Below are 19,240 nucleotides of genomic sequence, written 5' to 3'. Positions count from 1 at the left end.
TTATTGAGCCAGCTCCAAAGGAGCCGGAACAAGACGCTGCCATGAGGTCTGCTATGAACCCAAAAGATACTCTCTTTTCCGCACCCATCGATAAAATCGGTGATTTCACCTTTGACGAGCGCGTGGCTGAAGTTTTTCCAGACATGATCCAACGTTCGGTGCCGGGTTACAGCAACATCATCTCCGCAATTGGCATGCTGGCTGAGCGCTTTGTAAAGCCTCATTCCACGATTTACGATTTAGGCTGCTCACTGGGTGCGGCAACCCTTTCTATGCGCCGCCATATCAAACAAGAAGGCTGCCAAATCATTGCGGTCGATAACTCAGCGGCCATGGTGGAACGCTGCAAGCTGCACCTCAACGCTTATCGCTCTGACACACCAGTGCAGGTGATCGAAGCGGATATTCGCGATATCGCGATTGAAAACGCCTCCGTCGTAGTGCTCAACTTTACCTTGCAGTTTCTCGCGCCGGATGATCGCTACGCGCTGCTAGAAAAAATCTACGCCGGATTACGCCCGGGTGGCATCTTGATCTTGTCGGAAAAATTTGTGTTTTCGGATCAAGAAGCCCACGAGCTGCTGATCGATTTGCACCACGATTTCAAACGTGCCAACGGATACAGCGAGCTGGAGATCAGCCAAAAACGCAGCGCGATTGAAAATGTGATGCGCCCTGATTCCATCCAGACCCACAAACAGCGTTTTGCCACGCTGGGCTTTTCAAGCTTTGAAGTCTGGTTCCAGTGCTTTAACTTTGGCTCTATGTTCGCTATTAAATAATTTTTCGCTTTTCTGCCTTAAATGTTTTGTTTGTTAACGGCTTAATCAAGCCAAACCATACAAGATCGGCAGAGAGCCTTGTTTAGGTATTAAGCTTCATGTTTAACTTTTCCAACGTTTACCAACAGATCGCTCAACATCCGCAGTTACAGTTGTGGCTCAACACGCTACCTCAGCAATTGACGGATTGGCAAGCTAAGCAGCACGGCGATCTCGACCGCTGGATGCGTAACCTCAAGAAAATTCCAGTCGGTCAACCGGAGGTGATTGATCTGAAAAATGCGGTAGCGGCACATAACTATGAGCCACTCGCACAAGGTGAACAGAAGAAATTGGCAGCGGTGCTCAAAACCTTTCATCCTTGGCGTAAAGGTCCTTACCATCTGCACGGCATTCATATTGATACCGAATGGCGATCTGACTGGAAATGGGATCGCTTACTGCCACACATCTCACCACTGGAAAACCGTTTGGTGCTTGATGTGGGTTGTGGCAACGGCTATCACATGTGGCGTATGTTGGGTGAAGGCGCGCAGCAAGTGTTTGGCATCGACCCTTCCGAGCTGTTTCTGATCCAGTTTGAAGCGGTACGTAAACTGCTGGGCGATGACCAACGCGTTCATCTCTTGCCACTCGGTATTGAACAGATGCCGGAGCTCAACGCCTTTGATACTGTGTTCAGCATGGGCGTGCTTTACCACCGTCGCTCACCACTCGATCACCTGCTGCAACTGAAAAATCAGTTGGTTGCTGGCGGTGAATTGATCCTGGAAACCTTAGTCGTAGAAGGAGATGAACATACGGTACTGGTGCCGTTTGATCGCTACGCCCAGATGCGTAACGTCTATTTCTTCCCTTCTGCATTGGCCCTTAAAGTGTGGTTAGAAAAAACGGGATTTATCGATGTGAGAATTGTTGATGAAAACGTGACTTCACTCGGTGAGCAGCGAACCACGGAGTGGATGACACACAATTCATTGCCCGATTATGTAGATCCGCAAGACCCAAGCAAAACGATTGAAGGCTATCCGGCGCCGCGCCGTGCCATTCTGATTGCCAAAAAGCCATAATTGACACAGTTTTAACTCGCTTATTCGGGTATCACGTTACCCTTGGTAAAGGATGCGCTAAGCATCCTTTGCTATAATTTATCTATACAATCACTCATTAGAAAATAATAAGGTCGCAAATGTTTAAGCGAATTGCACCCTTTGCCGTATTGAGTTTGCTTTCAGGCTGCGCACTCAACAATGGCGATGAATATCATCAAGCGACGCTCACCGCGATTCAAAGCTCAGAAGCCAATATGACCCAAAAAATGACTAACTTAGAATCACAAATAGGCCTGCAGAATGATTATATTGAAAGCCTTGAAAATCAAATTACTGAATTAAAAAATCAAGTTAGCCAAATTAAACAGCCGCCACCGCCTGCCCCGAAACGAACCCCTACCGTTAAGCCGTCTAATGATAAAAAAGTGGCCATCACCAAACCTCGCCAAGAGGTGGTGCTGGGAGAAATTGAAAGCGTCACCATTGATGCTATCAAGCAAACTTTCGATGCTCGTATCGATACGGGTGCCGCCACCTCATCACTCAATGCCGTCGATATTGAAGAATTCGAACGTAATGGTAAAAATTGGGTGCGTTTCCACCTTGCTGATGAGAAAAATCCTAAAACAGACGCCAACTGGATTGAAGCACCCGTTTTACGTTACGTACGCATTCGTCAATCTACCAACGAAAATACCGAGCGCCGCGCGGTCGTGGAACTTTGGGTAAAACTGGGCTCTATCCATGAGAAAGCACAGTTTACCCTAGCAGACCGAACTCAAATGACACACCCGGTGCTACTTGGCCGCGAATTTATCCGTGATATTGCCGTTGTTGATGTCAGTCGTAAGTACATTCATAGCAAAATTAAATAGGTAAACTATGACGTCTAAAATTCCATTTTATATTTCAGTTTTCCTACTGTTTGCTGTGGGTATAACGCTAAGCGTACTCCGCCACCAAGATTATGGTGTGCCATGGACACCCGGAGAAACGCGTCAAGTATGGGATGTTGAAGCCAGAATCGAGTTTGCCGCACAAGGTAAAGAGGCCAAAGTTTCCCTAGCCGCACCGCTCACACAAGAAGGCTATACCCTGATCAACGAAACCGCGTCCTCACCGGGTTACGGCATTTCTTACCTGAATACCGAATCGGGTCGCCGTATTGAGTGGTCGATTCGTCAAGCGAGCGGCCCACAAACCATCTACTACAAAGCGCAATTTCTGGTCGACCCACAAGCCAAAGCAGTACAAATTCCGCCAACACAACCGATTGTAAAGCCTGCCTTTGATGGCCCCGAAGAGTCAGCCGCTATCGCCTTGATCGACAGAGCTTCTCAACGATCAGCGGATCACGTAACCTTTACTCGCGAGCTAATTAAAGGGCTCAACGATAGCGAAAGTCAAAACGCCTCCTTGCTGCTAAATAAGATAAGTAAAGTCGAGGCAACGCAAAAACTGCTTTCTTACGCACTCGTGCCCAATAAAGTGGTCGGCGTGATCCAGTTAGAAGATGGTCGCCGCCGTCAGTCGATTCAACATATGAATGAAGTATGGAATGGCAGCGCTTGGATCCTGTTTAACCCAGAAACCGGCACCCAACCAACCCATCCGAATCTGCTGGTATGGGATGAATCCAACGTCTCTCTACTCGATGTAGTCGGTGGGCAAAATAGCCAAGTCATGTTCAGCATGATTTCTCAAAAGGTTACGCCTCAACAAGCCACCGACAGCAAAGTTGAAGCAGACGGTTTACTCAATCTCTCAATCCATAGCTTGCCGCTTGAAGAGCAAGCCATGTTTAAGACCATCATGTTGATCCCGATTGGTGCCTTGATCGTGGTGTTTTTGCGCGTGATTGTCGGACTCAAGACCTCGGGTACTTTCATGCCCGTCTTGATCGCGGTTGCCTTTGTACAAACCCAGCTCACCACGGGTATTGTCGGCTTTCTGCTGATTGTGGGTACTGGCTTAATCATTCGTAGCTACCTCTCCAAGCTCAATCTATTACTGGTTGCACGGATTTCAGCCGTGATCATCACCGTGATTTTGATTATTTCGGTGTTTACTGTGGTGGCGTTCAAAGTCGGTTTAACCGAAGGCTTAACTATCACGTTCTTCCCGATGATTATTCTGTCGTGGACCATTGAGCGGATGTCGATTCTGTGGGAAGAAGAAGGTGCTAAAGAGGTGCTGCTGCAAGGCGGTGGCTCACTGTTTACCGCTATTTTGATCTATCTGGCGATGACCAACACGTATGTACAACACTTAACCTTTAATTTCATTGGGTTACAGCTGGTTGTTCTCGCGGCAATCCTACTATTAGGAACTTACACCGGTTATCGAATTTCTGAGCTGCGTCGCTTCAAGCCGTTGGTGGAGGAGAAGTAATGGGGTTGTTCTCCTTTTCGTTCTCGGATTACACCTCCCCTTTTAAGCTACGCCGCAAAGGGATCATGGGGATGAATAAGCGTAACCACGCTTATATCGGACGTTATAACGATCGCTCCAAGTACCCATTGGTGGATGATAAATTGCAAACTAAGCTGATTGCGCAGCGTGCAGGATGTACAGTTCCCAAACTGATTGGCGTTATCAGCAATCAAGCCGAAGTGAAACACATCCATGAGATGGTCGAAAACTGGCCGGGCTTTGTGATTAAACCTGCTCGCGGCAGTGGTGGTAAAGGTATTCTGGTAGTGACCTCTCACCAAGATGGAATTTACTCCAAACCATCCGGTTCGACTATGAATAAAGAGGATGTGGAACGCCATATCAGTAATGCCCTTGCCGGACTTTTCTCTCTTGGCGGCAAAAATGATGTCGCGGTAGTGGAAAACTTAATTCAGTTTGATGACTGTTTTGAGGGGTTCAGTTATGAAGGCGTGCCCGATGTACGGATCATCGTGTTCAAAGGTTATCCGGTCATGGCGATGATGCGCCTCTCCACTTCCGCTTCGGATGGTAAAGCCAACTTGCACCAAGGTGCGGTAGGTGTGGGAATTGATATCGCTACCGGTCAAGCGGTGCGTGCCGTGCAATTTAATAAACCCGTCACTCATCACCCTGATACGGGCAAAGAGCTGGCCACTTTAGTTGTCCCACACTGGGAAAGGCTGCTGACATTAGCTGCCAGTGCTTGGGAGATGACCGGATTAGGCTATCTCGGAACCGATATGGTACTGGATAAAGAAGAAGGGCCGATGGTGTTAGAGCTCAACGCTCGTCCCGGACTCGCGATTCAAATTGCCAATGGCGCAGGACTCTTGCCACGTTTACAGCACATTGAAAGTTTAGGTTCCTCACTGTTCTATCCGACTCCCGCCGAACGCGTAGCCTATGCGGTGCGTAAGTTTGGGGTTCACTCACCGATAGCGCAGTAATCCTAATTTCATTTACCGCGCTAACATGACAAAAGGCTTCCGAATGGAAGCCTTTTTCGTGAGCTATCAACCACATGCCATTAAGCGTATTGCGCTTCAAACTCTTTCATAAAATCGACCAGCGCTTGCACACCCTCTAGCGGCATCGCGTTATAGATAGAGGCACGCATCCCCCCCACAACACGGTGCCCTTTCAATGACACCAAGCCACGCGCTTCAGCCAGTTCCAAGAAGGTATCATCCAACTCGGGTTTCGCCAGTTGGAATGGGACGTTCATCAGCGAGCGGTTGTCGGGATGGATCTCGTTACGGTAGAAATCGGATGAATCAATGTAGCCATAAAGCAGCGCCGCTTTTGCACGGTTCACTTCTTCAATCGCTTTGACGCCACCTTGTGCTTTCAACCATTGGAAAACAAGGCCGGAGAGATACCAAGCAAAAGTAGGCGGGGTATTAAACATCGACTCTTGCTCAGCCAGAATTTTGTAGTTCAATACTCCCGGTAACAGATCGCTAGCCAAATCCAGCAAATCATCGCGCACGATGGCGATACAGATCCCCGCAGGGCCAATATTCTTCTGCGCTCCGGCGTAAATCACGCCGTATTTCGATACATCAATTTCACGAGATAAAATGGTAGAAGACATATCGGCAACGATCGGTTTGTCTGTGACAGGCAAGTCGTTGATTTCAATCCCATCAATCGTTTCATTCGGGCAGAAGTGCACATAGGCAGCGTTGTTCGCAATGCGCCATTCGCTCGCAGGCAACACGGCAATTTTGCCTTCTTTTTCAATTTTGGCGTCAAAAACATCGACAGTGCAGTATTTCTTCGCTTCTTTCACTGCGCTCATCGCCCAGTAACCTGCATCAATGTAGGTTGCGGTCTCTGCATTCCCTAACAAGTTAAGCGGTACCGCTGCAAATTGTGCACGCGCTCCGCCTTGGCAAAACAGTACTTTGTAATTATCTGGGATATTTAGAAGATCGCGCAGATCGCGCTCAGCCTGCTCGGCTACTTGAATGAATGGCTTACTACGGTGGCTAATTTCCATCACCGAAGTGCCAAGATGATTCCAGTTTACAAACTCCGCTTGTGCTTGCAGCATCACAGCCTTAGGCAAGGCGGCGGGACCTGCACTAAAGTTATAAACCGTATCGGTGTTGTGCTCCATGTGTTCATTGCTCCTGCTAACGAAAAGTGTTGTGATTAATACCACTTTTTACGCCAGATAAAAAGCGAGAAAAGAGGCCTTAACGCCTCTTTCCCCAAGCAATGAACTGCCGCGCGAGTTTTTAGCCTTGCAACATCATCAGCGGCATTAACAACATGACGAGTGGCATGGTTTTCCCGTTCGAGAACACCACATTACCCTCTTTGATTTCAGCTTGTAGGGTGTAGCCTTTATCATCTTGAGTCATCATTTCCATCATCATGAGCTGCTCAATCCCTTGTGCAATAAATGGGAAAGCCGTCACCAACTGGTTGGAAATATAGGTTTTGGTCTGCCCCGTCAGCGTGGGAATCACCGCCATCGGATCTTGCAATAGATTTTCCGTCCCTTCAGGTACATTCAGTCGCCAGTTCGATGCAAAATCACCGCCGGAAATATTGGCCGAGAAGTTATCCACTGAAACGAAGAATCCTTTACTGAACAGTGCTTCCACTTGTGGCAAGATCTGATCAACGTCCTGCTCGGTCATCTCTGGCGCACCTTGATAAAGTTTAGAAAGCGCTTTAGTGGCCGTGGTATCCAAATCCCCCAACGTGAAATCTAAAGCGAACTCTTTAAACTCGCCGCCGCTGTATTTCGCATCGGCAATCTTCATTTTGTGAGCCGTGGTAAAACGAGTCTGTGTAGTATCCAACCCGGAGGTGAAATGGTAAGTAAAACCAACCATATCAAACTCCGTTTGTCCCTCTTGATCGACACTCAACTTATCTAGCTTAAAATTCTGTGCACCTAGCCACAAACCATCACTCTCTTTGCCTTGACCATCACCAGTGATTTGGCTGAGCACTATTTGTGCTTGGTTCTCAAAATCCAAAATAATCTTAGGTACGTTAAGTTGGAACGTCATTTCACCCAAAGTCGTCAAAGAGCCGCTCATTTGCGCAGGCTCAATGGTCACCGTAACCGGCTCTTCACCTTGGAATACGTAGTTCCATTGCTCCAGCTTCACTGTGTAATCGGTGTTACCGTTTAACTTAGTATTCGAAAGAATCTGCAGTGGAAACTCAGGGAATTGCGGCAATGTTGATACCGCTGAAACCCCCATCAGACCATGAGTCAGCGTGCTGTCGACCAAAATTTCGGTTGGAATACCTTCTGCTTCTAGCTGAGCCACAATCGTCGGGTCTGTGATTTTGTAGCGCGTCTGCATTTGTGATGACAGATAACCGCGCTGATAGTTAACCAGTTCAGCCTTGGTTGATGAGCTTTCAAAATTGTTGAGGCCATCTTTGATCGCAGATTCACCGATTTGGCCCACCGCGAGTGGCCAACACAAACCTAGCGCAACAGCCCCACCCACTGCACCGATCATTTTTATTGATTTCATAGTCAAACATTTCCTTGGGATTGAGTGTCCTTAGTTTAGGTGACGAAACTCGTACAAGATACAAATAATTGTCAACATTTGTGCAAACAACGGGAAAAGTATGAATCAAATCAGAGTATTGAATTGCAACAAGTTTGATTGAAAATTCTCCAACCCTGCTCCCACTTCATCAGCGTCATCCCTGCTAAAGTAATAAAGTGAACCCTTGCTAGAGAAAAGGTTGTGAATCGCTACGCTCTGCTCATTTTAGATAACAATCCGGTCAGTATTGAACAATGGCGTCAAGAGCTGTCTGGATTTGCCAGTAAATTCGACCTATGCAGCGCTGAATCCATTGATGAAGCTCAGCAGTGGCTTGAATTTATTGAACAACGTGAACAGATCGCCGCGTTAGTCATCGCTAGCCATCACGAAGCGCTCAATGGCGCGGATTTTTTGATTCGATTAGATAAAGTGGCGCACACCAAACACGCCCGCAAAGTTTTGGTGAGTGGTGGACAAGATATCCAAGCCATTCTGAGCGCGGTCAACGAAGGTCGTTTAGACTACTGCTTGACTAAGCCACTGCAAGATAATGTGCTACGCAAAACGGCTTTACAAGAACTGACCTCTTTTATACTTGAACACGATAAAGACAATATCTTGAGCTACAGCACAGTGTTGGATCAGCAGCGTCTGTTACGCGCGCACATCGATAATAAGATGCGCAGCTACCGTGAAGGATTCATCACGGATTATCACCGCTTATCCGATGGTGAATTGGCCGAAAAAGTGATTGGTGCGCTGTACCAGTTTTTTGATGAGAAAGACGAGACTCAAGCGTGCCGAACCTATTCCGCGCAGCATTTACTGACCGAAGAGGGCGAGCCTAACCGTTTCTTATGGTTCATCACCGAAGGCGAAGTGGCTTTATATAAACGAGACGATCTTGGCCAACAGCGTGAAGTGGTACGCCATAAAAAAGGCAATATTATTGGCGGTATGTCATTTGTGACTGGCGAACCCTCTTTTTCGACTGCGATCACCCTAACCCAGACTGAAGTGATAAAACTTGATCGTGATGTGTTCGCCAAAGTCATGCACAACGACACCAGTCTGCTGCCGCTGTTTACCAACTTACTTCTGCGCCATTTTAATCGTCGATTGCAACGCAGCATTACCACGAAACTTGAACTGCAAAAAACGTTGGAGTCTTTAGAGTCTGCCCACCAACAATTGATGGAGCGTGAAAAAATGGCGATGTTAGGACAACTGGTGGCAGGCGTTGCCCACGAGTTGAATAATCCGGTCGCAGCCATTTTGCGCGGTACTGAAACCTTATCCAGCCATATTGGGCACTTGATTGAAGGTGAAGAGCGAGCGCCAACCGAGCAATTAGGTGCGCAATTATTGCAAAAAGCCATGCAGGCTAAGCCGATCTCCACTTCCGAAGAGCGTCACAAAGCTAAACAGTTAGAAGAGCTTATCCATCACCGTTTAATCGCCAAAAAAATGGTCAAATTGGGCTTGGATGACGATGAGGCCATGATCCAACTCGCCCAAAGTCGACCAGAGATGGCACAAAAACAACTTGAACAGTTGGAAAGCTATCACCTCACAGGCAGCACTCTGCGTTCAATCCATGTTTGTGCACAGCGGATTGCTGACATGGTGAAAAGCCTTAAGGGGTATGCACGTCCTGACGATGAAAGTTATCGGCTCTCCGATATCCATGAAGGGATAGAAGATACCCTGGTCATTTTTGAAAATCGCCTAAAACGGCATAGTGTTGAAAAAGAATACGCACAATTACCATTAATCTATTGTCTGCCGATTGCGCTACAGCAAGTGTGGACCAATCTCATATCAAATGCGATTGATGCTTTTCCTGAGCATGGCGTATTGAGAATTGAAACCGAGCAACAGCGTCGCCAAGATATCGACTACACCGTAATTCGCTTTACCGACAATGGTTGCGGCATTCCACAAGAGTTACAGCAACAGATTTTTGCCCTCAACTACACCACCAAACGAGAAGGTAACTTTGGTCTTGGGATTGGCCTATCTGTCTGTCAACAGATCATTATGCAACATCAAGGCTGGATTGATGTCGACTCCCAACCTAACCACTACACCACCATGACGGTGTGGCTGCCTTTAATCGCACCCGCACCCACCTTGGCAAGGAGCAAGCCATGAACAAATTTTTGATTTTATGTGTGGATGATGAACGAGAAGTGCTCGACAGTGTGGTGCAAGATCTCGACTGTTTTGAAGAGCATTTCATTATTGAAGCGGCCGAATCGGTTGCGGAAGCGAAATCCGTGATTGAGGATTATCGCCAAGAGGCGATCCCCCTCGCCCTGATCCTGTGTGATCACATCATGCCGGAACAGACTGGCATTCAATTTCTTATTGAACTCAACCAAGAAACCGATACCACCAAAACGCGTAAGATGTTACTCACTGGCCAAGCAGGGTTGGAAGATACCGTTCAAGCCGTTAACCATGCCAGTTTACACTTTTATATTGCTAAGCCTTGGCATGGTGAACAGTTGCGCCAATCCGTAAAAGAGCAATTGACTCATTACGTGATTGAGAACGAAGAGGACCTAATGCCTTGGATTCAAATTCTTGATGCAGAAAAAATTCTAAATGCGATCGCCGCTAAAAGAATGAGCTTTGGCGAATAAGGAATTTGGCACTTTAATTGCTTAAATTTCATATGAACGACAAAACTCTGACATTTTTTGATAGTAGCTTGATACATCAATGCTTTATGATGTCAAATCATGAACCCGGAGTCGATTTTAAGGCTTCAGTCACTGCAACTTTCAGGTAGTGGCCTTGGAATTAATCAGAAGATAAAGGTTTATCTTAATTATGCGTAAAACAATCGTTGCAACTGCACTACTTCTCGTCGCTGGCTCGGCACTGGCTGAAGGTGAGCGTGATAGCCGTACCGTAATGAGCAACTTTAGCTATGACTATGTAGAAGCGCGCATCGGCGCCAGCCCTATGACTTTTGGTGCTGCGATGAGTCGCTCTATTCACCCTAATGCTCATGTGATTGGCCGAATCGACTCAGAATTTGAAAGTGACTACGATGTCGCGGCCGGATTTGGATTCCACGCGCCGGTCAATAACTGGGCAGATCTTACCGGTGAAATGCTGTTTCGTTTAGTCGATGATCGCAAACGCTCTAGCGCCGATACAGGCATGGAACTGAACATTGGTATTCGTCAGTGGTTAGGGCCTCAGCTTGAGGTGGGCGGTAAAGCAGGTTACGTCTCTATCGACAACAATGATGATTGGCTAGGCTCAGTATACGCACGCTTCCACGCAACCGAGCTGTTCTCTCTCGGTGCAGAAGCTCGCATAAACGACTTTTACGACGATCAGTTGATGTTCACAGCTCGCTTTAACTTCTGATCGTTAGCGTTCGTCGCGATACAGTAAAAAAGCCATAAGCCAGATTTCTGGCTTATGGCTTTTTTATGATTGAGAACGTGGGTAATGCTTTAACTTAACGCTGCTGACAACTTTCTAACAGTTGGCGCTTACGCGGCTCTTGCAGCAGTTTCCAGTGAATGCCTTCAATCGCACCCGCAAACTTCCACAGTAGTTTTACATCGACATCACTTCCATAAGCTTGACGCACCTTATTAAACACTTCTGGCGCACCGAGGCTCATAAAAGTTTCCACATCGTCAATGCCCGCTTTTTTTACCATACGCTCCAAAGTCAGTTGCATATTGGGTAAATCCCGTAGACGACGACTGGCTGCTGAGCGTTGAAATTCCCGCTGATTCACAGAAAACTGAATCGAGCGTTCAATGATCGAGTCTAGCTCAGGGTGATGTTGCTCATACAGTTCAGTGATGTCGTAATAGTTTACGGTTGCCGTTGTCTGTTTTTTAACATGGCGATATTTCTCGCACCCTAAGGCCAAGAGCTCAGGGTCGAGCTCTTCTCCACCACGCACAAAAATGCGGTCTTCACTGACCAACACATACATAGCGTCGTGTTGAAACAAGCCGATACCACCAAACATCGAGCGTTTTTGGTAGGCGCCAAACTTAGTTACGTAGTCGAAAAACTGTTGCTCATTCATATCCATTGATCCTTTAATCTCGTTCCCCGATTAAGGAAGATCACCAGATAGCAGCAATAAAGCGAAAATAATGAAATTGTTTAGCAAGTCTATTCAATCTTTCGTATGAGCTTGCTTGTTTTATGAAGCTAATGATAGTTTACGAAGAGAAATAAGTCTGGACTTATCTCACATCGATGCAATACTTTTGCGCCAGATTATGAGACCAGTATCACAGCGTCAATTTTTTGTTGCTCCTCTATACTTAAACCTCATCTATTAAATCGCTCAATAGTTCAACGAAAAAACCAGCGTAATCGGTAAAATGCATGGAACCGTTTGCTTATTTAGTTTAGCGATAGTTAAAATGCTACCAACTTTGCTTGATCGTGTATTTTATGAGTCACCTATCTTTTTACTGGTTACCCGAAACCAAACATAAACTCATCCAAGGATTGGAAAGTGAATTTGCGCAATTGGTCGAGCTTTCTATCAGTACCGGGAAAATTTCGCTTCCCCCAATTCCAGATGTCGTTTTAAAAATTCAGCGCCTGTGCTTAGCGGAATCGACATCCATATCCGATGTCGCGGACTGCTTAATTGAAGATCCTGGGCTCTCTGCGATTGTGATTCGCGTGGCAAACTCAGTTGTGTTTAATCGCCGAAACATTACGTGCACCGATATTGTCACGGCAGTTTCACGTCTTGGCATTTTGCGCGTTCGTGATATTGTGACGGCGCAAGCTATTGAACAGTTGAAGTACTCCGTCAACCTCAGTAAAGAGTGCAATCGCATCTTACTTAAAAGTGCGACCATTTCTCGCGAAATGGGGGCCACCATGTTACTGGTGACCCAGACATTTAAGTGTGTGGATGCGAAGAAATACCAGTACCTTGAGCTAGAAAAGGCACTGCTAGTCGGTTTGTTGGCGGATATCGGTATCTTCTGTCTGGTCAATGAATACCATTTATATCTACAAAATGGTAATTATCTGGATCCCACTATTGCACTGAAGATTTTCCAATCTCAGTGCTCACCAATCAGTCAATTGGTGTTACGTCACTGGGGATTTGACCATGACTTTTTGGAAGTCGCTTGCAACACTGAGCTGGTAACCGAGCGACAAGAAGTCACTTACCTCGATATTGCTCGTATTGCTCATCACTTACTGATGTTCAGAAAGAAAGATGATGCGATTGACGATCACAATGTCGAGATCAACTCTGAAGGCGCTGAAGTGCTCTACCAGCTCAGCAACTTAAGTGAAATGGAATTTAACAACAAGCTAAGTGATGTGATCAGTGCCAGTGGCATCTGAAGTACCACTGTGAGGATGTTATGCTGTCAGGGATGATCTTTGTTTTTGCACCACTTGTGGTGGGTTACCTATTCATTATTCGTAACCCATCTCATCTCCATCGTTTGAGTCGAGCAACCTCGCATCTCGTTTACGTCATCTTATTTTTGATGGGTCTGAGTCTCGCGGGCTTAGATAACTTACAAAGTAACTTACAAACTATTGTCAAATACACGGCTGTTTTTTTCGTGGTGTTAGGGACATGCAACCTCTTAGTCTTACCTTTAGTTGATCGCTATCTGCCACTTAGTACCGATATCACTCATAAAAAAGTCCCGCTCTCAAGCATGATGTTGGAGTCTGCGAAGCTTATTTTGGTGGTCGGTGCAGGCCTGGTGGCGGGTGTGTTACTGAATCAAGACTTACATTGGGTCGAATCCGCGAGCGGCTGGATCCTCTTCCTGTTGCTGTTTTTTATTGGTATTCAACTGCGTAACAGTGGTTTATCGCTCAAACAGATCTTGCTAAATAAGCACGGAATGGTTATTGCGGCAGTGATCATCCTAACCAGTTGGCTAGGTGGCGTGATTGCTGCGTGGCTACTTGACATGCCAATTTACCAAGCACTGGCGATGGCCTCAGGTTTTGGCTGGTACTCATTAGCCGGTATCTTAGTCGGCGATGCTTTTGGGCCGGTACTCGGCGGAGCCTCTTTTATGATTGAGCTACTGCGCGAGCTAGTCGCACTGGTGTTAATTCCCATGCTGATCCGGCGCAAACCCTGTACCGCGATTGGTTATGCCGGAGCGACAGCCATGGATTTTACCCTGCCCGTCATTCAAACCACTGGCGGTGTAAAATGTGTTCCAGTGGCGATTGTTAGCGGCTTTATTCTGAGTCTATTGGTGCCGGTTTTGATCCTGTTCTTTGTTTCTCTTGCAAGCTAGATCGCAGGATTTCCCTCTGAGCTCGTTTACAATGTTTCGCCTTGAGATTTACAATTTAGTAAACAATATTTTAACCTAACGCCCCTAAATGATTGGGTACAACAATTCTCTTCGGGTTAGGGGTTAAGGTTTATCTCAATGAAGTCCCATCAAGAACGACTAAAAATAACAATTCAAAAGGAAAGATTATGAAACGCCTGAGCACTGTTTTACTGATGTCGGTCGTCTCCGCTTCAGCCTATGCGGATAACACCTGCTTCAGCCAAAAATACGATGCCTACATCGATGCTTCATTGAACTGGTATGCCGATCTCACCAAACTGACCAGTGAACGTAACCCAGATTTAGCCGAAGTGAGTCAATGGTTTTTAGAGGGCAGACAGCACCACTTTGCCTTGAATCGCGCGGCTGTTCATTACTACTTACAGCATGACCCAAGTAAAGTCGCAACCACCCAACATGTTGAATCATGGTTAAAACTAGAACAGCCAGAAATCAAACAATTGGCGACACGCAGCGATGAGCTTGGCAAGTTAGCCAGCGTAACCTTTGCCGACCGACAAGCTACACCTCACCCGAAAAATTATGAACTGCGCTCCGCGTTGGCAGACCTGCTCAGTCACCCTAAGCAGATCGAATCGGCGCTGAATCGCTATAATCAGGCGATTGAAAAAGTCGAAGCGATGAAGTGCCAATAATCACACACCAATGCAATCAAGGCTTTCCGAATTAAGACGGGACATTGTTCCCGTTTTGAATTAGATTGTCCCGCTTGAAGCCCATCAATCAAAATAATAACGACGCTGTATGGTATCAGAACACAAATCCGCGCAAGTCAACTTCGATTCTCTGCTCAAGATCTTCACCGTCCCGGAAGGTCCAGACTCAACATTAACCAAAATCGATGAAGAGCTTTCTCGCAATTTAAACCACTTCTTGCGCAAACACATTGTGGCAGAAGAAAAGCCGCTCAAAGAGATTGAGAAAGATTTTTCCAACGCGCACATCCCCGAACAGCCTCAATTCGTTTCCGATCATACCCAACATTTACTGGATACTCTGGTGTCACACTCGGTGCACACCGCATCGCCCAGTTTTATTGGCCACATGACATCGGCACTACCCTACTTCCTGATGCCGCTGTCAAAAATCATGATCGCTCTTAATCAAAATCTGGTCAAAATTGAAACCTCTAAGGCATTCACGCCGCTAGAGCGTCAGGTGCTAGGCATGATCCATCGCTTGATTTATGGCGAGACGGATCACTTCTATCAACAGTGGATGCACAGTGCTGAGCACTCACTCGGCGCATTCTGCTCAGGCGGAACCATAGCTAACATTACGGCACTTTGGGTTGCTCGCAATAATGCGCTTAAAGCAGAAGGCGATTTCCCCGGCGTAGAAAAAGCAGGGCTCTTCAAAGCCATGCGCCACTACGGCCATGAAGGTTTAGCGATTTTGGTTTCCGAACGAGGCCATTACTCGTTGAAAAAAGCGGCCGATGTGCTGGGTATAGGCCAAGAAGGCTTGGTCGCGGTCAAAACTGATGCGCATAACCGTATCTGCCCACACGATCTAGAGCAGAAAATCACCGAGTTAAAAGCCAATAAGATCAAAGTGTTTGCCGTGGTCGGGGTCGCCGGCACTACAGAAACCGGCAATATTGACCCACTGCGCACCATTGCTCAGATTTGTCAGCGTGAACAGATCCACTTCCATATCGATGCGGCTTGGGGCGGCGCGACGTTAATGTCAAACCGTTATCGAGGACTGCTTGATGGTGTCGAGTTGGCCGATTCAGTGACCATTGACGCTCATAAGCAGCTCTACATCCCTATGGGTGCGGGTATGGTCTTGTTTAAAGACCCGAATGCGATGCGCTCAATTGAGCATCATGCCCAGTACATTTTGCGTCAAGGCTCTAAAGATTTGGGTAGCCATACCCTAGAAGGATCACGCTCAGGCATGGCGATGTTGGTTTACGCCAGCATGCACATCATTAGCCGCCCAGGCTATCAGCTACTTATCGATCAAAGTATTGAAAAAGCGCGATATTTTGCCGACCTGATTGATGCGCAAACTGACTTTGAGTTGGTTTCGCAACCGGAACTCTGCTTGTTGACTTATCGCTATCTACCCGCGCATGTCCGCATGGCGCTAGAAAAAGCGCAAGGGGTACAGCGTGCGCAGTTGAATGAGCTACTGAACGAACTCACTAAGTTTATTCAGAAGAAACAAAGGGAAACGGGTAAATCCTTTGTGTCACGTACCCAGCTCAATCCACACCAATGGGATAAATTGGCAACCATAGTATTCCGAGTGGTATTAGCCAACCCGCTGACGACCAAAGAAATTTTGCATAACGTGCTGGATGAACAACGAGAAATCGCACAACAAGCGCCAAAGTTGATGCGTCAAATCGAACATCTAACCCAATGCATTCTGAACCAATAATCCTTCGCTAAGAGTTACAGCAAACAGAAATAAAATTTCAGTTTGCTGTAATTCTTGCGTCAATCATGGGTTAGAAGCACCAGATATGGGCAGACCACACCTAAAAAGTGTAGTTTTTATAAAATTTAATTGAGGCTTGTCATATTCTCACGGTCTTTCTGAGAGTTTCGTTTCTGGATCCATCACGCTTAGGTTTATACTCGGCTTATTGGCGTTGGTGGGTTTAGCATTTGGAAGCCATTGATTTCTCCCCTATTGTTTCCAAAGCCCAGACCAACGAGTTGTTCTCTAGCCTGCGTGAACACTATGAATACATTAGAAAAAATTCAAAAAAACCTGGAAAACTTTAGCAAGTCTGAGCGTAAGGTTGCCGAAGTGATTATGGCATCACCACAAACCGCTATTCATTCCAGCATTGCTACGCTGGCGAAAATGGCGGACGTGAGTGAACCTACGGTGAACCGTTTTTGTCGCCGCCTTGATACCAAAGGTTTTCCGGACTTTAAACTGCATTTAGCTCAAAGCCTTGCAAACGGCACGCCTTACGTTAACCGTAACGTAGAAGAAGATGATGGCCCAGACGCATACACCCACAAGATTTTCGAATCGACCATGGCGTGTCTGGATGTGGCGAAAAACAGTTTGGATCCCGTGCAAATCAACCGTGCTGTTGACCTGCTCACTCAAGCAAAACGTATTTCGTTTTTTGGCTTAGGCGCGTCCTCTGCGGTCGCACGCGATGCACAGAATAAATTTATCCGCTTCAATATTCCGATCAGCTGCTTTGAAGATATTGTGATGCAGCGAATGAGCTGTATCAACTGCACTGATAATGATGTGATTGTGCTGATTTCTCATACTGGCCGCACCAAAAGTCAGGTTGAAATCGCCAATCTTGCTCGTGAAAACGGAGCAACGGTGATTGCGATTACCGCAAAAGATTCACCACTGGATAAAGCCAGTTCATTATCGATCTGCTTAGATGTGCCTGAAGACACAGACGTGTATATGCCAATGGCAAGTCGCGTAGTGCAAATGACCGTGATCGATGTATTGGCAACCGGCTTTACTTTGCGCCGAGGTTCAGGCTTTAGAGAAAATCTCAAGCGCGTGAAAGAAGTGCTGAAAGATTCTCGCTACGACAAACTGCCGCCTTACTAGGGCACACACAAAGACAGAATAACGGAGCCCAGTGGCTCCGTTTTCATTTTGAGTCAGAATAATGATGGCTTCCAGTAAGGAGGAATAGGCTCAATGTTGCCCGCTCAAATGGCTCCCTTCCTCTTTTAACAAATGGCGAATCTCCACCTCACCTTGTGATGCTCGAGGCTCTATCGCCGCAAGTGGGAGACAAGAGCAGACTTGATGCAGAATGTGAGTCAAGCGCTCCATGGTCAAAGGGATCGGGTTACCTTTAATCGCTGTTGATTTCAGTGCATCTGCGGCCACGCGTTCAAAAGAGGTCGCGCAGACACCAAAATCAGTCAAATTAGGAATCGATAATTTTTCTAGCATCATATTGACCCATAAGATGCCATCTTCCACACAGGCATTTTTACGGCCAGTCAGAATGCGCGAAACGATCTTGTAGCGTTGTAGAATATCACTGCGCCCAGCCTCTTTAGCCACATCAATATTTTCTCGCATTACAATCGGCGCAAGTCGCGCGGTAATCACACTGTGCGGCGCATCCAATTTGCCGCCCAGTGCAGAAGCCAGTCCATGAGCGGCCCCTAATTTGGCATTGGTTGTCGCCATTCCACCCAGCATGGCAGCGAAGGATAGATCACTCCGTGCTTTTTTATCATCGCGCAAGCAGCCCGCGATCATCGCTCGGCTTAAACGCCGTAACCCTTCCTCACAAATCATATCGGTTAGAGGATTGGGCTCTCCACACACGTAAGCTTCCATAAGATGAGTAAACACATCCATGGCTCCTCGACCGGACGTCACAGGATCCGTTCCGTAAGTCAAAGTGGGATCAATGATCGCAACGTCCGCTAACATCTCAGGACTGCGCAAGCTAATTTTGACTCTGTCTTGCGCCGATTTCAGCACCGCATTACGCGTCACTTCAGATCCCGAGCTAGCAGTAGTCGGAATCGCGATAAATGGCAGTGGTTTGGCTTTGAGTGGCACACTGCGCCCAACCACCTCAACATAGTCATACACGTTGCCTTGATTGGGGATAATCGCCGCGACCGCTTTCCCCATATCCAGCACACTACCGCCGCCTATCGCAATCACCATATCAGGTTTAAAGCGACGACCGAGCATCGCGGCTTCTTCAACCATAGTGATATTGGGCTCGCCAGAAACTGCAACATGTTGGTAGCGCATGTTCTGCTGTTGTAGATAGGCCGTTAGAGGAGCATAGCGCTCAGAGTTTTTCCCCGAGACCAGTAGCACGCTGTATCCGTACTGGCTGATTATCGAAAGGGAGCTCTCTAGCGCCCCCTCACCAAAGATGATCCGTGTCGCGGTCATAAACTGGAACATGCTCCCTCCAAGGCCTTTCACACATCCGATAGTGCTAAGCTTGCGCCCAAATGGGAGAAATTTGTTTGACCCAGTGCAACTTGCCGAAATTAACCACAAAAAACCTGCTAGTTCTTGCACAACCTCACATAGAAATTGAGGATTTTCAATCTCTTCCATGATAACTGCGAGCCAAGAAGAGTGGTGAGAAA

Annotated in this window: 17 protein-coding genes; 13 read left to right on the top strand and 4 right to left on the bottom strand. The window is 46.9% G+C overall.

The annotated features are described in order from the left end of the window. Positions 1 to 53: 53 nt before the first annotated feature. The 5 genes from cmoA to R4537_RS10530 all read left to right on the top strand — a co-directional run bounded on the left by cmoA (position 54) and on the right by R4537_RS10530 (position 5,217). On the top strand, positions 54 to 782 hold the full coding sequence (gene cmoA / locus R4537_RS10550) for a carboxy-S-adenosyl-L-methionine synthase CmoA (RefSeq protein ID WP_001068382.1): 729 nt from the start codon (positions 54 to 56) through the stop codon (positions 780 to 782). Positions 783 to 880: 98 nt separating this feature from the next. Further along, entirely contained in the window at positions 881 to 1,852 is a 972-nt protein-coding gene (cmoB, locus tag R4537_RS10545; protein WP_071177794.1) for a tRNA 5-methoxyuridine(34)/uridine 5-oxyacetic acid(34) synthase CmoB, read from the top strand. 119 nt (positions 1,853 to 1,971) lie between these two features. Next, complete coding sequence (locus R4537_RS10540; RefSeq protein WP_000476332.1) at positions 1,972 to 2,709, top strand: ATP-dependent zinc protease family protein; 738 nt, start codon at positions 1,972 to 1,974, stop codon at positions 2,707 to 2,709. A gap of 7 nt (positions 2,710 to 2,716) precedes the next feature. Next, positions 2,717 to 4,225, top strand: coding sequence for an inactive transglutaminase family protein (locus R4537_RS10535; protein ID WP_000202056.1), 1,509 nt, complete (start codon positions 2,717 to 2,719; stop codon positions 4,223 to 4,225). Continuing rightward, the gene (locus R4537_RS10530; RefSeq protein WP_071177793.1) at positions 4,225 to 5,217 is read left to right on the top strand and encodes an alpha-L-glutamate ligase-like protein; all 993 of its coding nucleotides are present in this window, start codon (positions 4,225 to 4,227) and stop codon (positions 5,215 to 5,217) included. The genes R4537_RS10535 and R4537_RS10530 overlap by 1 nt, the downstream gene beginning before the upstream one ends. A gap of 80 nt (positions 5,218 to 5,297) precedes the next feature. Here the strand turns inward: R4537_RS10530 and serC are convergent, their stop codons facing one another. Both serC and R4537_RS10520 read right to left on the bottom strand, forming a co-directional pair. After that, positions 5,298 to 6,392: a 3-phosphoserine/phosphohydroxythreonine transaminase gene (gene serC, locus R4537_RS10525; protein WP_000400866.1), complete on the bottom strand. Its 1,095-nt coding sequence runs from the start codon at positions 6,390 to 6,392 to the stop codon at positions 5,298 to 5,300. A 121-nt stretch (positions 6,393 to 6,513) separates the two neighbouring features. Continuing rightward, positions 6,514 to 7,779 carry a DUF945 family protein gene (locus R4537_RS10520; RefSeq protein WP_071177792.1) on the bottom strand — a complete coding sequence of 422 codons (1,266 nt, stop codon included), beginning with the start codon at positions 7,777 to 7,779 and terminating at the stop codon, positions 6,514 to 6,516. A gap of 222 nt (positions 7,780 to 8,001) precedes the next feature. Between R4537_RS10520 and R4537_RS10515 the strand changes: the two genes are divergently transcribed. From R4537_RS10515 to R4537_RS10505, 3 genes are all read left to right on the top strand, one after another. Further along, positions 8,002 to 9,957: an ATP-binding protein gene (locus R4537_RS10515; RefSeq protein WP_071177791.1), complete on the top strand. Its 1,956-nt coding sequence runs from the start codon at positions 8,002 to 8,004 to the stop codon at positions 9,955 to 9,957. Further along, the gene (locus tag R4537_RS10510) at positions 9,954 to 10,451 is read left to right on the top strand and encodes a response regulator (RefSeq protein WP_071177790.1); all 498 of its coding nucleotides are present in this window, start codon (positions 9,954 to 9,956) and stop codon (positions 10,449 to 10,451) included. The genes R4537_RS10515 and R4537_RS10510 overlap by 4 nt, the downstream gene beginning before the upstream one ends. A gap of 190 nt (positions 10,452 to 10,641) precedes the next feature. Continuing rightward, a complete protein-coding gene (locus tag R4537_RS10505; RefSeq protein WP_001232640.1) occupies positions 10,642 to 11,190 on the top strand; it encodes a hypothetical protein in 549 nt (182 codons plus the stop codon). A gap of 94 nt (positions 11,191 to 11,284) precedes the next feature. On the opposite strand, the gene R4537_RS10500 is transcribed toward R4537_RS10505, so the two are convergent. Then, on the bottom strand, positions 11,285 to 11,872 hold the full coding sequence (locus R4537_RS10500) for a TfoX/Sxy family DNA transformation protein (RefSeq protein ID WP_001005366.1): 588 nt from the start codon (positions 11,870 to 11,872) through the stop codon (positions 11,285 to 11,287). A 377-nt stretch (positions 11,873 to 12,249) separates the two neighbouring features. Between R4537_RS10500 and R4537_RS10495 the strand changes: the two genes are divergently transcribed. The 5 genes from R4537_RS10495 (at position 12,250) to R4537_RS10475 (ending at position 17,711) form a co-directional block, all read left to right on the top strand. Beyond that, positions 12,250 to 13,170 (top strand): HDOD domain-containing protein, encoded by a 921-nt coding sequence (locus R4537_RS10495; RefSeq protein ID WP_000019000.1) that lies wholly within the window; start codon positions 12,250 to 12,252, stop codon positions 13,168 to 13,170. Between the two features lie 20 nt (positions 13,171 to 13,190). Continuing rightward, a complete protein-coding gene (locus tag R4537_RS10490; RefSeq protein WP_000948497.1) occupies positions 13,191 to 14,096 on the top strand; it encodes a LysO family transporter in 906 nt (301 codons plus the stop codon). A 188-nt stretch (positions 14,097 to 14,284) separates the two neighbouring features. Further along, a complete protein-coding gene (locus R4537_RS10485; protein WP_000826868.1) occupies positions 14,285 to 14,794 on the top strand; it encodes a hypothetical protein in 510 nt (169 codons plus the stop codon). 109 nt (positions 14,795 to 14,903) lie between these two features. Further along, positions 14,904 to 16,550 carry a pyridoxal-dependent aspartate 1-decarboxylase PanP gene (gene panP, locus R4537_RS10480; protein WP_071177789.1) on the top strand — a complete coding sequence of 549 codons (1,647 nt, stop codon included), beginning with the start codon at positions 14,904 to 14,906 and terminating at the stop codon, positions 16,548 to 16,550. A 306-nt stretch (positions 16,551 to 16,856) separates the two neighbouring features. Continuing rightward, positions 16,857 to 17,711 carry a MurR/RpiR family transcriptional regulator gene (locus tag R4537_RS10475; RefSeq protein WP_001093848.1) on the top strand — a complete coding sequence of 285 codons (855 nt, stop codon included), beginning with the start codon at positions 16,857 to 16,859 and terminating at the stop codon, positions 17,709 to 17,711. 90 nt (positions 17,712 to 17,801) lie between these two features. Here the strand turns inward: R4537_RS10475 and R4537_RS10470 are convergent, their stop codons facing one another. Beyond that, positions 17,802 to 19,049, bottom strand: a complete 1,248-nt coding sequence (locus R4537_RS10470; RefSeq protein WP_071177825.1) for an iron-containing alcohol dehydrogenase — start codon at positions 19,047 to 19,049, stop codon at positions 17,802 to 17,804. Positions 19,050 to 19,240: the final 191 nt, after the last annotated feature.

Source organism: Vibrio paracholerae (genome assembly GCF_037672085.1).
Taxonomy (GTDB): Bacteria; Pseudomonadota; Gammaproteobacteria; order Enterobacterales; family Vibrionaceae; genus Vibrio; species Vibrio cholerae.
Note: the sequence above shows the minus strand (reverse complement) of the source record. Positions and strands in the feature narration are given on the sequence as shown.